Source organism: Duganella sp. GW822-FHT06D06 (assembly GCF_058799615.1).
Genome location: NZ_JBXALQ010000005.1, coordinates 37,198 through 51,001, shown reverse-complemented (window position 1 = coordinate 51,001; position 13,804 = coordinate 37,198). Strand labels below are relative to the sequence as shown.

13 protein-coding genes are annotated in these 13,804 nt (G+C 62.8%); 9 read left to right on the top strand and 4 right to left on the bottom strand.

Annotated features, from left to right (window positions below; genetic code table 11):
• Positions 1-129 precede the first annotated feature (129 nt).
• Positions 130-552 (top strand): OsmC family protein, encoded by a 423-nt coding sequence (locus AC1RMD_RS10855; RefSeq protein WP_161083897.1) that lies wholly within the window; start codon positions 130-132, stop codon positions 550-552.
• Here the strand turns inward: AC1RMD_RS10855 and coq7 are convergent.
• Both coq7 and AC1RMD_RS10845 read right to left on the bottom strand, forming a co-directional pair.
• The gene (gene coq7, locus AC1RMD_RS10850; RefSeq protein WP_492926472.1) at positions 549-1,190 is read right to left on the bottom strand and encodes a 2-polyprenyl-3-methyl-6-methoxy-1,4-benzoquinone monooxygenase; all 642 of its coding nucleotides are present in this window, start codon (positions 1,188-1,190) and stop codon (positions 549-551) included. The two genes, AC1RMD_RS10855 and coq7, sit on opposite strands and share 4 nt — an antisense overlap.
• 47 nt (positions 1,191-1,237) lie before the next feature.
• Entirely contained in the window at positions 1,238-1,672 is a 435-nt protein-coding gene (locus AC1RMD_RS10845; protein WP_492926470.1) for a hypothetical protein, read from the bottom strand.
• A gap of 112 nt (positions 1,673-1,784) precedes the next feature.
• Between AC1RMD_RS10845 and AC1RMD_RS10840 the strand changes: the two genes are divergently transcribed.
• The 4 genes from AC1RMD_RS10840 (at position 1,785) to AC1RMD_RS10825 (ending at position 8,456) form a co-directional block, all read left to right on the top strand.
• A complete protein-coding gene (locus tag AC1RMD_RS10840) occupies positions 1,785-2,564 on the top strand; it encodes an ABC transporter ATP-binding protein (protein WP_492926468.1) in 780 nt (259 codons plus the stop codon).
• A gap of 3 nt (positions 2,565-2,567) precedes the next feature.
• A complete protein-coding gene (locus AC1RMD_RS10835) occupies positions 2,568-3,764 on the top strand; it encodes an ABC transporter permease (RefSeq protein ID WP_492926466.1) in 1,197 nt (398 codons plus the stop codon).
• 207 nt (positions 3,765-3,971) lie between these two features.
• Positions 3,972-4,865 carry an ABC transporter ATP-binding protein gene (locus AC1RMD_RS10830; protein WP_492926464.1) on the top strand — a complete coding sequence of 298 codons (894 nt, stop codon included), beginning with the start codon at positions 3,972-3,974 and terminating at the stop codon, positions 4,863-4,865.
• Between the two features lie 9 nt (positions 4,866-4,874).
• A complete protein-coding gene (locus tag AC1RMD_RS10825) occupies positions 4,875-8,456 on the top strand; it encodes an ABC transporter permease/M1 family aminopeptidase (RefSeq protein ID WP_492926462.1) in 3,582 nt (1,193 codons plus the stop codon).
• 73 nt (positions 8,457-8,529) lie between these two features.
• On the opposite strand, the gene AC1RMD_RS10820 is transcribed toward AC1RMD_RS10825, so the two are convergent.
• Positions 8,530-9,456, bottom strand: a complete 927-nt coding sequence (locus tag AC1RMD_RS10820) for a LysR family transcriptional regulator (protein ID WP_492926460.1) — start codon at positions 9,454-9,456, stop codon at positions 8,530-8,532.
• Positions 9,457-9,530: 74 nt separating this feature from the next.
• On the opposite strand from AC1RMD_RS10820, the gene AC1RMD_RS10815 reads away from it, so the two are divergent.
• Genes AC1RMD_RS10815 through AC1RMD_RS10805 form a run of 3 tightly spaced genes read left to right on the top strand, consistent with a single transcriptional unit; the run spans position 9,531 to position 11,825 of the window.
• Complete coding sequence (locus tag AC1RMD_RS10815) at positions 9,531-10,556, top strand: NADP-dependent oxidoreductase (protein ID WP_492926458.1); 1,026 nt, start codon at positions 9,531-9,533, stop codon at positions 10,554-10,556.
• Positions 10,553-11,221, top strand: coding sequence for a hypothetical protein (locus AC1RMD_RS10810; protein WP_492926456.1), 669 nt, complete (start codon positions 10,553-10,555; stop codon positions 11,219-11,221). The genes AC1RMD_RS10815 and AC1RMD_RS10810 overlap by 4 nt, the downstream gene beginning before the upstream one ends.
• A 1-nt stretch (position 11,222) precedes the next feature.
• Entirely contained in the window at positions 11,223-11,825 is a 603-nt protein-coding gene (locus AC1RMD_RS10805; RefSeq protein ID WP_492926454.1) for a hypothetical protein, read from the top strand.
• A 632-nt stretch (positions 11,826-12,457) separates the two neighbouring features.
• Here AC1RMD_RS10805 and AC1RMD_RS10800 read toward each other — a convergent pair.
• Positions 12,458-12,688 (bottom strand): addiction module protein, encoded by a 231-nt coding sequence (locus tag AC1RMD_RS10800; protein ID WP_492926452.1) that lies wholly within the window; start codon positions 12,686-12,688, stop codon positions 12,458-12,460.
• 361 nt (positions 12,689-13,049) lie between these two features.
• Here AC1RMD_RS10800 and AC1RMD_RS10795 point away from each other — a divergent pair, with 361 nt between their 5' ends.
• Positions 13,050-13,787 carry a PEP-CTERM sorting domain-containing protein gene (locus tag AC1RMD_RS10795; RefSeq protein ID WP_492926450.1) on the top strand — a complete coding sequence of 246 codons (738 nt, stop codon included), beginning with the start codon at positions 13,050-13,052 and terminating at the stop codon, positions 13,785-13,787.
• Positions 13,788-13,804 lie beyond the last annotated feature (17 nt).

Genomic DNA, 13,804 nt, shown 5'->3' with positions numbered 1-13,804 from the left:
GCACCCTCCTTGATCTAAGTCATAAAGTATGCGATTCGTTCGCGGTCGCTGCAAGTTAAAAAACCTCATGCAAGCCAGTCCGGCCGGACTCCTTTACAATATGCGCAACGCTTTTTAACGGAGAGAATGATGGAATGCAAAGTCAGCTGGAATGGCCCGTCGGGCATGAGTTTCTTGGCCCAGACCGGTTCCGGCCACATGGTCAACATGGATGGCGCGCCCGAGGGCGGCGGCCACAACCTGGCGCCGCGGCCGATGGAGATGGTGTTGCTGGGCACCGGCGGCTGCACGGCGTACGACGTGGTGCTGATCCTGAAGAAGGGCCGCGCCGACATCCGCGGCTGCGAATGCACCTTGACCGCCGAGCGCGCGGACACCGAGCCGAAGGTGTTCACCAAGATTAATTTCCACTTCACCGTGACCGGCAAGGACTTGAAGCCGGAAGCGGTGGAACGGGCGATCACGCTGTCGCACGACAAGTACTGCTCGGCGTCCATCATGCTCGGCAAGACCGCCGAGATCACCCACTCGTTCGAGATTATCGAGGCTTAGACGTAATACGCGGTGCTGGTCATAACCTTGCCCATCACCGCCATCACGGCCTGCACCGGGGCCGGCGTCTGCGAGGCGCCCAGCGCCTGCGCGGCGGCACCGTGTTCGATCTCATCCTGCCGCATCTGCTCGACGATGGCGCGCGACTTGGCGTCCTGCGGCGGCAGCTTATCCAGATGGCTGGCCAGGTGCGCCTCCACCTGCCGCTCGGTCTCCACCACAAAGCCCAGGCTGCGCGCATCGCCCAGCACCGCCGCCACCGTGCCCAGCGCATACGCGCCGGCATAGAACAGCGGATTGAGCACGCTGATGTGCGAGTTCAGTTCGGCCAGCCGCTGCGCGGTCCAGGCCAGATGGTCTTCCTCTTCCCTGCCCGCCTGCTCGAACTGCGCGCGCATTTCCGCGGTCTTGGCGAAGCGGCTCTGCGAGTTGTACAGCGCCTGCGCGCACACCTCGCCCACATGGTTCACCCGCATCAAGCCGGCGCTGTGGCGGGTTTCCGCCTCGCTCATCTGGGCGTCGGCCGCGTGCTGCGCCGGCGTCGGCCGCGATGCCGAGGCGACGCCGGTGATCACGCGCAGCGCCTTGTCGGCGCCGGCGATCAATCGGTCCAGCGGAGTGTGGTGCTGTGCGGCCATAGGAAAACTCGATTTCGGACGAAAGCAATATTATAGAGGCGTCAGCCTCAGTTTGCCTCGGCCGCTTCGCGCAACTGGCGCTGGCGTTCGATGTAGTCGGCCACCGGGCCGCGCACGTCGATCCTGGAAATGTCCTTCGCCACGCTCAGGTTCAGGCCCAGCAGGAAGGGGATGTTCTCGATCGGAACTTCCGGGCAGTGCTCGGCAAACGCACGCAGGAAGCGCTTGGATTCCACCACCGGCACCACCTTCTCCCCGCTCATGTATTGCAGGATGCTAGTGATGCTGTGGCCCTTGCCGATGCTGTGATAGATGAAGCGGTTGAAGTCGCGGTCCAGCTTGCCGAAATCCAGCGTTTCCTTGGTCATCAGGCCCGACAGGTAAAACAGGCCCAGCGCCACGCGAAAGAAGCCGGTGGACTCGCTGCGATCGACGCCGCAATGGGTGACCGCCAGAATTTTTTCCTGCAATTGAGGATGCATTTTTTGTTGTTCTCCCATATCCGACTATAGCAAGACATTTGTACAGCTAGTAGCTTGCGCGCGAGAATTTTTACATGCTACTCTTGAAATCTTTTTAACAAGGGGCAGAACAATGATCGAGGTCAAGGGTCTCGCCAAGCGTTTTCGCCTGTCGTCGCGCGGCGGCAAGCCGGCCCAGGCGCGCGATCCGCGCGACCACGACGGCTGGTTCCATGCGGTGCGCGACGTCAGCTTCCGCTGCGCTCCCGGTGAGGTGCTGGGCCTGCTCGGGCCCAACGGCGCCGGCAAAACCACCACCCTGCGCCTGCTGTCCACCGCCCTGAAACCAGATGCAGGCAGCATACACGCCAACGGCGTCGACCTGCTGCAAGATCCGCTGGCGGCGCGCCAGCACATCGGTTTTTTATCCGGCACCACCGGCCTGTACGGCCGCCTGACCGCGCGCGAAAACGTCGAATACTTCGGCCGCCTGCACGGCATGAGCCCGCCCTACCTGAAGCGCCGCTGCGACGAGTTGTTCGAGCTGCTGCAGATGACCGAGTACGGCAACAAGCGCGCCGACCAGCTGTCCACCGGCATGAAACAGAAATGCTCGATCGCCCGCACCGTGGTGCATGAGCCACAGATCGTCATCCTCGACGAACCGACCACCGGCCTGGACGTGATGTCGGCCAAGATCCTGCTGGACTTCATCGCCAGCTACAAGGCGCTGCATGTGCCGCTGATCTTCTCCACCCACCACCTGCACGAAGTGGAAAAGCTGTGCGACCGCGTCTGCATCATCAACCACGGCAAGACCGCCTTCCACGGCACGGTCGACCAGCTGCGCCACCTGGGCGGCAGCGCCGACCTGTACGACGCCTTCGTCGGCGTCATCAACCAGGAGCCCTGAGCCATGTGGATCATCTACCTCAAGGAGTTGCTGGAGCTGGCGCGCGACCGCCGCACCTTCTTCTTCACCGTGTTCATTCCGGTGTTCGCCATGCCGCTGATCTTCGCCGGCTTCAGCTACGTCTCGTCGAGCATGTTCAAGCAGGCCAGCCAGGCCGAGATGACCTACTCCATCTTCGGCAAGGACAACGCGCCCAAGCTGGCCGAACGCTTCGCCAGCGAAAAAGGCTTCCGCGAAGTGGTGCTGGCCGGCCCGGCCGACATCAAGGCCGCCATCGGCGACGACCGCATCAAGTTCGCGCTGGTGATCCCGGCCGGCTTCGAAGCGAGCCTGGCCCAGCAACAGCAAGCCGTGATCGCGCTGCACTACAACAGCGCCGTCACGGTCGACCTGACGCGCAAGCGCGTGCTGTCGGTGGTCGGCGGCCAGAACCGCCTGCTGCGCGAACAGGCGCTGTCCGCGCTCAAGCTCAACAAGGAGCAGCTGCGCTTCGCGCTCGACCCGATCACGCTGGAAGACCACTCCACCGCCGACAAGCGCGAGCAGATGGGCGCCGTGGTCGGCGGCATGCTGCCCTACATCCTGCTGATGGTGTGCCTGATGGCGGCCATGTATCCGGCGATCGACACCGGCGCCGGCGAGAAGGAACGCGGCACCCTGGAAACCCTGCTGCTGGCGCCGGTCTCGCGCACCGCGCTGGTGATGGCCAAGTTCCTGATGCTGTTCACCGTCGGCCTGACCTCGGCGCTGCTGATGATAGCCAGCCTGGGCATGCTGCTGTATTTCTTCGGCCCCATGATGGGCGGCGACCTGGTGCAGATGGTGCGCGCCATCGGCCTGCTCGACCTGACCATGGTGGCGCTGATGCTGGTGCCGACCGCCGCCATCTTCGCCGCCATCCTGCTGTCGATCTCGGTCTACGCCAAAAGCTACAAGGAAGCGGCCGGGCTGATCTCGCCGCTGATCATCGTCACCGTGCTGCCGACCCTGGTGGCGCTGCTGCCCGGCGTCGAGCTGAACTGGAAATGGGCGATGGTGCCGATGACCAATGTTTCGCTCGCGATGAAGGAATTGGTGAAGGGCACGATGGACTACAGCATGTTCTGGCTCATCCTGCTGTCGACCAGCCTGACCGCCGGCGCCCTGCTGGCCCTGTGCCGCTGGTGGTTCAACCGGGAGCAGGTTTTGTTTAGAAATTGAACAAGTTGTCTATTCAACTAGCCACGGATGGGGCCGCTACGCGCCGCCGTCTGGTCGGCCTTTTCTGCACTCTGGCGCGCGGTTTCGGCCGCCTATCGCAATGGCGCCCCACATATAGAGCAAATTCAATACAATGCCATCATGTGAAAAGTGTATGGCCGTGCAGAAACGCGGCGCAGGCACCGGCAGAATCATTCAGGAGTTAGCATGGAATTACGCATCAGCAACTTGTCTAAAACCTACGGCAATGGCGTCGTAGCGCTGGACAATATCTCGCTCACCATCCCGGCCGGGATGTTCGGTTTGCTCGGGCCCAACGGCGCCGGCAAGTCGACGCTGATGCGCACGCTGGCGACCTTGCAGGAATGCGATTCCGGTTCGGTGTTCCTGGACGACATCGACGTGCTGGACGAAAAAGACGAGGTGCGCCGCCTGCTGGGCTACCTGCCGCAGGACTTCGGCGTGTACCCGAAGGTGACGGCCTACGAGCTGCTCGACCATTTCGCCGTGCTCAAGGGCCTGTCCAACCGCAACCGCCGGCGCGAAGTGGTCGACGGCCTGCTGCAGCAAACCAATCTGTTCGACGTGCGCAACCAGCGCCTCGGCGGCTTCTCCGGCGGCATGCGCCAGCGCTTCGGCATCGCCCAGGCGCTGCTGGGCGACCCCAAGCTGATCATCGTCGACGAGCCGACCGCCGGCCTCGACCCGCAGGAACGGGTGCGCTTCCACAACCTGCTGTCCGACATCGGCGACGACAAGACCGTGATCCTGTCGACCCACATCGTCAGCGACGTGGCCGACCTGTGCGCCAACATGGCCATCATCAACAAGGGCCATCTGCTGCTGTGCGGCCCGACCCAGGAATTGATCCACGACGTCAGCGACAAGATCTGGGCCCGCTTCATCGACAAGCGCGACCTGCAATCGTTCCAGCTGCGCCATCCGGTCATCTCGTCGCGCCTGCTGTCCGGCCGCACCCTGATCCATGTCTACAGCGAGACCGATCCCGGCGATGGCTTCGAAGAAGCCATCGGCGACCTCGAGGATGTCTATTTCGCCACCATCGCCGGCCGCCACAGCGCTGCGGCCACCTGCGATTAAGGCGGGCCCATGTTTTCCATCGCCTACTTTGAAGCGCGTCAGCGCCTCAAGCTGCTGTCCACCTGGGTTTATTTCTTCGGTTTCCTGGCGCTGTCGCTGCTGTGGATGGCCGCCGCGGGCGGCGTCTTCAAGGGCAGCTCGGTCGCCTTCGGCAGCCAGCTGATCAATTCGCCGCGCTCGCTGATGTTCACCACCAGCGTGCTGGCCTCGCTGGGCGTGGTGGTCATGGCCGCCATGATGGGCCGCTCGGTGCAGCAGGATTTCGAATACGACATGCAGCACTTCTTCTTCTCGGCGCCGATCAAGAAGCACCAGTACATGTTCGGCCGCTTCCTCGGCGCCTACCTGACCTTGGCCATCATCTTCACCAGCATCCTGCTGGGCGCCTGGCTGGGCAGCTACATCCCCGGCATCGATCCGGAGCGGCTGGGCCAGCCTGGCGTGCCGGGCTATCTGATTCCCTACCTGATCGTCATCCTGCCCAACATCTTCATCTTCGGCGCGGTGTTCTTCATCCTGGCCGCGCTGACGCGGCGCATGCTGCCGGTCTACATCTCCAGCGTGGTCATGCTGATCGGCTACATCGTCGCCCCCGGCCTGGCGCGCGACCTCGACTACAAAACCCTGGCCGCGCTGATCGACCCCTTCGGCACCACCGCCGTGATCCGCCTGACCGAGTACTGGCCCATCATCGAGCGCAACAGCCGCATGTTCTGGCCGGAAGGCGTGTACCTGCTCAACCGCGTGCTGTGGTGTTCGTTCGCGCTGGCCGGCCTGCTGCTGGGCTACTGGCGCTTCCACTTCATCGCCACCATCGACAGCGGCGCCGGCAGCACCAGCCGCGGCGAAGGCGAAACCCCGCTGCACCTGTCGGCCCAGTCCACCAGCACCCAGGAAAAGCCGGACTTCCAGTCGCGCAGCCTGGCCGCGCTGCTGTTCAAGATGAGCTGGCTGAACCTGCGCGAAACCACCAAGAACATCTACTTCCTGGTGCTGGTGCTGGCCGGCGTGCTGATGATGCTGGCCAGCGCGCTGGACATGGGCTCGATGTTCGGCACCACCACCTATCCGGTCACCTACCTGGTGCTGGAGTCGGTGTCGGCCACCTTCACGCTGTTCATGTTCGTCATCACCACCTTCTACGCGGGCGAGCTGGTGTGGCGCGAACGCGAGGCGCGCATGGCGCAGATGCTGGACGCGCTGCCGATCCCGAGCTGGCTGCCGCTGCTGTCCAAGCTGATCGCGCTGATCGGCCTGCAAACCCTGCTAATGGTGGTGGTGATGCTGTGCGGCATGGCGATCCAGATCGCCAAAGGCTATTTCATCCTGGAGCCGGGGCTGTACCTGTACCACCTGTTCCTGCTCCAGCTGCCGGCCTATGCGCTGTCGGCGGTGCTGGCGATCGCGCTGCAAGTGCTGATCAACCAAAAATACCTGGCCTACTTCGCGATGATCGTCTACTACGTGGCCAGCGTCACGCTGGGCACGGTGGGCATCGACGATCCCATGCTCATCTACGGCAGCATGCCGACCTTCATCTATTCCGCCATGAACGGCTACGGCCACTTCCTGGCGCGCGAGCGCTGGTTCGAGCTCTACTGGACCGGCGCCGCCCTGCTGCTGATCGTGCTGTCGCTGCTGTTCTGGGCGCGCGGCACCAACGACGGCTGGCGCCAGCGCCTGCAACTGGCGCGCCATGCGCTGACGGTGCCGGTGCTGAGCGCGCTGGCGGCCGGCCTGCTGGTCCTGGTCGGCGCCGGCAGCGTGGTGTTCTACAACACCCACATCGTCCACTGTTTCAAGTCGGCCTACCAGAAGGATGCCGAACGCGCCGACTACGAGCGCAAGTACAAGAAATTCGCCGTGGTGCCGCAGCCGCGCATCACCGACGTCAAGCTCGACGTCGCCATCGCGCCGGAACAGCGCAGCCTGGTCGTCAAGGGCCGCTATCTGCTGGAGAACAAAACCGCGCAGCCGATCAGCGACGTGCTGGTCTACCAGGACAACAGCACCAGCCAGTTGAAGGTACGCTTCAGCCAGGACGCGCGGCCAGGCTTCCAGGATGACGAGCTCGGCTTCTACAGCTACAAGCTGGCCAAGCCGCTGGCGCCGGGCGCGCAGCTGGCGATGGACTTCGACGTGGTCTACCTGCCCGGCGGCATCCTGGGCATGGGCCAGGACACGCCGGTGATCGGCAACGGCACCTTCTTCAACAACGGCGTGCTGCCGCACATCGGCTACCAGCAAGGGATGGAACTGAGCGACGTGCGCGACCGCAGGAAACACAAGCTGCCGGCGCGCGAGCGCATGCTGCCGCGCGACGATCCGGCCGGCCTGGCCAACAACCTCATCAGCAACGACGCCGACTGGATCAACTTTGACGCTACCGTCAGCACCAGCGCCGACCAGATCGCCATCGCGCCGGGCACGCTGGTCAAGGAATGGAGCAAGCAGGGACGGCACTACTACCACTACAAGATGGACCAGCCCATCCTGAACAACTACGCCATCCAGTCGGCGCGCTACCTGGTCAAGCGCGACTGGTGGCAGGACGTGGGCATCGAGCTGTACTACCATCCCGGCCACGAGTACAACCTCGACCGCATGGACAAGGGCATCAAGGAATCGCTGGACTACTACACCCGCAACTACGGGCCCTACCAGCACAAGCTGGTGCGCATCGTCGAGTTCCCGCGCTACGCCACCTTCGCGCAATCGCTGCCGACCACGATACCGTATTCGGAATCGCTGGGCTTCATCGCCAAGGTCAACGACAAGAGCCCGAAGGACATCGACTACCCGTTCTACGTCACCGCGCACGAAGTGGCGCACCAGTGGTGGGGCCACCAGCTGGTCGGCGGCAACACGCGCGGCGGCACGGTGCTGAGCGAAACGCTGGCCGAATACTCGGCGCTGATGGTCATGAAAAAGAACTTCGGCGCGGACAAGATGCGGCGCTTCCTGCACTACGACCTGGACCTGTACCTGATGGGCCGCGCGCTGGAGCGCAAGAAAGAAATGCCGCTGGCGGAAAACGAAAACCAGAACTACATCCAGTACCGCAAGGGCAGCCTGGCGATGTACCAATTGCAGGACATCCTGGGCGAAGCCAAGGTCAACGCCGCGTTGAAGGAGATGCTGGCGCAATATGGCCGCAAGACCGGGCCCTATCCTAGCGTCACGGTGCTGGTCGACGCGCTGCGCAAGATCACGCCGCCGGAGCAGGCCTACCTGATCGACGACCTGTTCAACCACATCGTGCTGTACGAAAACCATGCGGTCTCGGCCACCGCGCGCAAGCTGGTGGACGGCAAGTATGAAGTGACGTTCGCGGTCAGCGCCGCCAAGGTGCGGGCCAACGACCAGGGCGCGGAAAAAGACACGCCGTTGAAGGACTGGATCGACATCGGCATCGACGACAAGGACGGCAACAGCCTGTACCGCGAGCGCAAGCTGATCGAGCGCAAGGACAATCTGTACACCGTGATCATCAGCGGCCGTCCGGGCAAGGCCGGGATCGACCCCGACAACAAGCTGATCGACCGCAAGCCCGACGACAACATGCTCCCCGTCGAACTGCAGAGCCAATAAGCGGGGGTCAAGTCTGACATTCGGACACGGCCTCTGCCGTAGCTGATCGTACGGCAGAGGCCGTGTCCGAATGTCAGACTTGACCCCGGATTAGGTGGCCCGCCAGCGAGGCCGCCAGTTCGCGCTGCCAGGCGCTGGCCTTGACGCGGTTCCACACCAGCGCCACCTGCTCCACGCATTCGAACCCGCAATCGGCCACGTGGATGCGGCGCAGCTCGGGATCGGCCAGCGCGAAGTCCGGCAGATAGGCCAGCGCTTCGCCGGATTTGACCAGCGCCAGCAACAGCTGCAGATCGTCGGTCCAGTAGCGGATCTTGCGCGGCAGTTGGTCGTCGCGCCAGCCGTCGGAACGGGCGCCGCGCTGCACGCCGCAAAACAGCGACCTCGACGGGCAGGCGAAATCATGCGCCAGCACCTGCGCCGTGTCCGCCTCCAGCAGCGACGCCGGCGCCAGCGACGCCACCAGCGGATGACGCTGCCCCGCCACCAGATGCAAGGTCACGCTGCCCAGAGGCGTGACCTGCCATTCATCCGACCAGTGCTCGCCGCGTCCCTCGATGACGTCGCCGGTGACGATGGCGGCGTTGATATCGCCGCGCAGCAGCGCCGCCAGCGCTTCATCCTCGAACATGGCCTGCATGCGCAGGCTGGCCTCCGGGTAGGCGCGCAGCGCCTGCGACAGCATCTGTCCATGCCGCCACAGCAGGATGGCCGGGCCGGCGACGCGGCTGTCCACGGCGGCGCGTTCGCCCATCAGGTCGGCCTTGGCCTGGTCGGCCAGCGCCAGCAAGTTCTGGGCGCGGGCCAGCAACAGCTGGCCGCTATCGTTCAACACCAGCTGCTTGGCGCTGCGGTCGAACAGCGGCTTGCCCAGGCTGTCTTCCAGCCGCTTGAGCGCCTTGGACACCGCCGACGGCGTCAAATGCAACTCCAGCGCGGCGGCGCCCAGCGATGGACGGCGCGCGGCGCTGACGAAAACACGCAGGTCGGAAAGATTCATGATGTCCCAACAGGATACGAAAGGTGAATTTAAGTTGCTTTACTGGATACGAAGCGCATCTTACCATCTGCAGCATGACGACTCTCACCCAACAACAATGGATCTACCGCCGGCAACCCGTCGGCCAGATCACGGCCGAGCACTACCAGCTCGTTGAACAACCACTGTCGACCGCGCTGGGCGACGGCGAGGTGCTGATCGAAGCGCGCTGGTTCAGCGTCGATCCCTACATGCGCATCGGCCAGTCCACAAAGCCGACCTACGACACCGAGCCGCATCCGCTCAACACCGTGCAGCAAGGCGCCGTGGTGGCGCAGGTGCTGGCGTCGAACGCGCCCGGCTTCGCCGCCGGCGACTGGGTGCAGAGCTACACCGGCTGGCAGACGCATGCGCGCATCCACGCCAGCGGCCTGAAGCGCATCGATCCCGAGCTGGCGCCGGTGACCACCGCGCTCGGCGTGCTGGGCATGCCGGGCCGCACCGCCTGGTTCGGCCTGACGGAATCGGGCAAGCCGCATGCGGGCGAGGTGGTGGTGGTGTCCGGCGCGGCCGGCGCGGTGGGCTCGCTGGTGGTGCAATTCGCCAAGCGCCACGGCGCGCGCGTGCTCGGCATCGCCGGCGGCGCCGCCAAGTGCGACTGGCTGCGCAACACGCTGTACGCGGACTGGGCCATCGACTACAAGGCCTACGCCGACGCAGGGTCGCTGGGCGCGGAAATCAAGCGACTGACCGGCGGCGTCGACGTGTATTTCGATAACGTCGGCGGCATGGTGACCGATGCGGTGATCCCGCTGATCAACCGCCGCGCGCGCATCGTCATCTGCGGCCAGATCAGCCAGTACAGCGGCGGCCTGGAGACGCCGGAACTGGGGCCGCGCCTGCTGCATCACATGCTGTACCAGCGCGCCACCATCCAGGGCATGCTGGCGCGCGACTATCTGCACCGCACGGACGAAATGATCAACATCGTCGCGCCGTGGGTGAAGGCGGGCGAGATCGTGTTCGAGGAAACCGTAATCGACGGCTTCGCGCAATTGCCGTCCGCGCTGAACTCGCTGTTCACCGGCGAGCATCGCGGCAAGCTGCTGGTGAAGGCATGAGGGCCGCACTACTTGCGCTGGCCTTGATCGCCGGCGGCGCCGGTGCGGCCGACGCCAGCTACGGCGAGCACGGCATGGCGCTGTTCGGCGGCAAGGAGGGCCTGTACGCATCGCACCTGCCGATGTTCCATGCGCCGCACGACTATCAGGTGATCCTGCAAGTGCACGTGGCCGATCCCGCCACCGACGCGGCGCTGCGCCAGCGCCTCGACGGCAAGACCGCGCTGTGGACCATCGCGCCGGAGAAGTTCGAGCTGTCGCGCCTGGCGCCTGCGAGCGCCGCGCCGCTGCGACAGTTCAAGGCCGACCTGGTGCTGGGCCATTTCGAGCAAGGCGGCAAGACGCAGTTCGCCGCCTCCACTGTCGTGGTCGACAAGGTGCTGATGTACCGCCAGTTGTCGCCGGCGCAGAAGGCCAGTGCCGACGCCCGCTACGTGCAGATCGGCAGCGGCAAGCAGCGCTACCTGGTCAAGCAGATCGACAGCCGACCGGATTTCGATCACATCGTTTCCTACGCGGCGGCCGGCGGCGCATCGACGGCGGCGATCACGCTGAACAAGCAAGCCTTGCGGCAGCCGGACGTGCAAGCGCTGGCCGCCGCGCTGCATGTGCCCGCCAGCGCGATTCGTGGTACGGTCTATTTTTACACCGACGATTTGAAGTGACATGGTTCCAGCAGAATACCAAGGCCTGTGGCGCCGCAGCGGCATCTGGCGCAGCAACGGCAGCAGCGACCTGACCACGCAAGTGTGGTGGCTCCAGGCGGAGCGCTATCACATCGACCTGCGCATTCCCGTCGACCGCATCGGCATCAACGGCTTCGCCGGCGAGACCGTGGTGGAAGGCGAGCGCTGCACCTGGCATCCCGCCATCGCCTACCCCGCCCTCAGCGGCGAGCTCGACGCCGGCTGGATGCGCTTCGACGACGCTGACCACGTCCACGAAACCGGCCTCGACAACAGCTACGAGGAAGATTGGTATCGCGAGCCCAGCGGCGCCATGCACGGCCTGCGGCTGGCAGATCCGCATAGCGACCACTTGGCTTATCTGTTGATCAGCGACGACTGGCTGGCCTGGGCTTGCGGCAGTCCAAGTGGCGCGTGCGAGATCACAATCTATCGGAGCGAACAGCCGCAATGGATCGCCATCGCCACCAACCTGGCCACGGCCACACCCGCAGTCGCGCTCAGCAAGGAAGACGTGCTGCAATGGCAGGCCGGCGAACCAGTCGAAATCCCCATGAAGCCGGGCAAGACCTGGCGCGTTTAGCTCCAGCCGGCACGCACTCTACTTTCGGCAAGATCAAGCATCGCATCCACGCGATATACTAAAGTCATACAAGGACATCAGATTCTGGAGCCAAGCCATGTCACCAGCCAAACAACGAGTAATCAGTCTTCTGGAGTCTCTGCCAGACGACTGTTCGCTAGACGATATCCAGTATCATCTTTACGTGCTCACCAAGATCGAGAAAAGCGACGAGCGCGTAAAAGCTGAGGGAACACTTTCGCAGGACGATGTCAAACGGCGCCTTAGCAAATGGCTCGAAGGATAGTTTGGTCGGAAGCCGCGACCGAACAGCGGCTTTGCATAGGTCCAGCTTCGACTAGAGGGATTTCATCCAGTAGCCAGGTCGTTTCTTGTCGTGCGCAATCGCAAAGATAATAATCTCGGCCGTCTCTTCGCGGTACACCACCGTAAATGGAAAGCCCTTAACCTTGGTCTTACGCGTACCAGCAGTCCCAATGGTCCACCTGTAGGGAACTTCAAGATCAGATTGAACGTCGCTTGCACGGCAGTTCGAAAACGCCGGCCGGCTCCGGGTTGCAGCTTCTCGTAGTACTCCGTCTCGCGCAGCAACTCGGCGCGGGCTTCGGCTCGTATGCGGAGGCGTTTCTGGTTCAAGGTGCTATACGGGCGGCATCATTCATCACGTCATCCACCTCGAATAACTCGCCGTCCCCGCGCTCATGGGAGGCGACGCGACGTTCGATTTCCACCATCCATACGGCATCGACCTCGCCCAACGCATCGCTATGCAAGGACTGGAGAAGTAAGGACAGCAAGCGTAGCCGCTCATGGGCAGGGAGCGCGCAGCCCAAAGCGGCAAGTTCGGCAACACGATCGGCCATGATCACTCCTGATGTAGAGATGCGAGCTGTATTTTCTACTCGCCGGCTAAAGGAACTCATTGCAGTATATTTTGAAATAAAAACGGGACCATCAAGGTCCCGTTTTTTATTGGCTCCGCTGAAAATTACTCAGCGGTGGCTGCAGCTTTCTTAGGTGCTGCTTTTTTGGCTGGCGCTTCTTGGCCGCCGGCTTTTTGACCGCTGCCGCCTTGGCCGGAGCCTTGGCAGCCGCCGGCGCCATCTACTTCGCCACCGGCGATCTGCAATAATTAATACCGAAAGGAAAATATTATTGACAACTAGATAATGCTATGTAATATTGCATGCCGTTATTACAACCACAATGATCTAGGGATGTCACATGAATTGGAAAAAAATCGTCAGTCTTGCAAGTTTTTGTTTGTTGGCCGCTGCTGCGCCGACAAGTCATGCTGAGAGTATCGCTAATGCCCAGCTGACTGGATTTACCTACACACTCATCGATCTTAATCCTGGCGATGGAATCGCCCCCAGCCTGACGTTAACCAATCCTTCGTATTGGATCGCAGCCGCCGCGTACCCAGACTCGTCTGGGCATCCTAATCCGGTGGACATTATTAACCACCCTGGTGGAGCCTCCGTCACTGACGGCACCGGCGGCGCCACCTCCCTTTACGTCGACACTCTCGCGTTTTCCTTTACCCATGTAAGCGGGACATCGCCGCGATTTTCCGCCGATACCATAGTTCAATGGGACTTCGCGCTGACACCACACACTGCAGCAGTCATCATGGGTTACGGTAGCATTTCCTCACAACAAACATCTGATGCCGTGGTCAACGCATACGCTGGGGTCTTTGCGTCGTATAAGGCAAATCCAGCCGATCTGTATGAAACCTATCTTGACGATAGCCTTTATTCATACCGTGGCCCGCAACAAAGCAGGGTCCTCAACGTGACAGTCATCGCCGGGAATGCCGAACTCGATGGCCGGCTCGGTTTTTCTACAAGCACATCCGGCCAAAGCTTCGCAGCGCCGGTGCCGGAGCCTGAAACTTATGCCATGTTCCTGGGCGGTCTGGTAGTCGTCGCTTTCGCAAGGCGTCGGTCGAAGGCATAAAAAAAACGGGACCATAA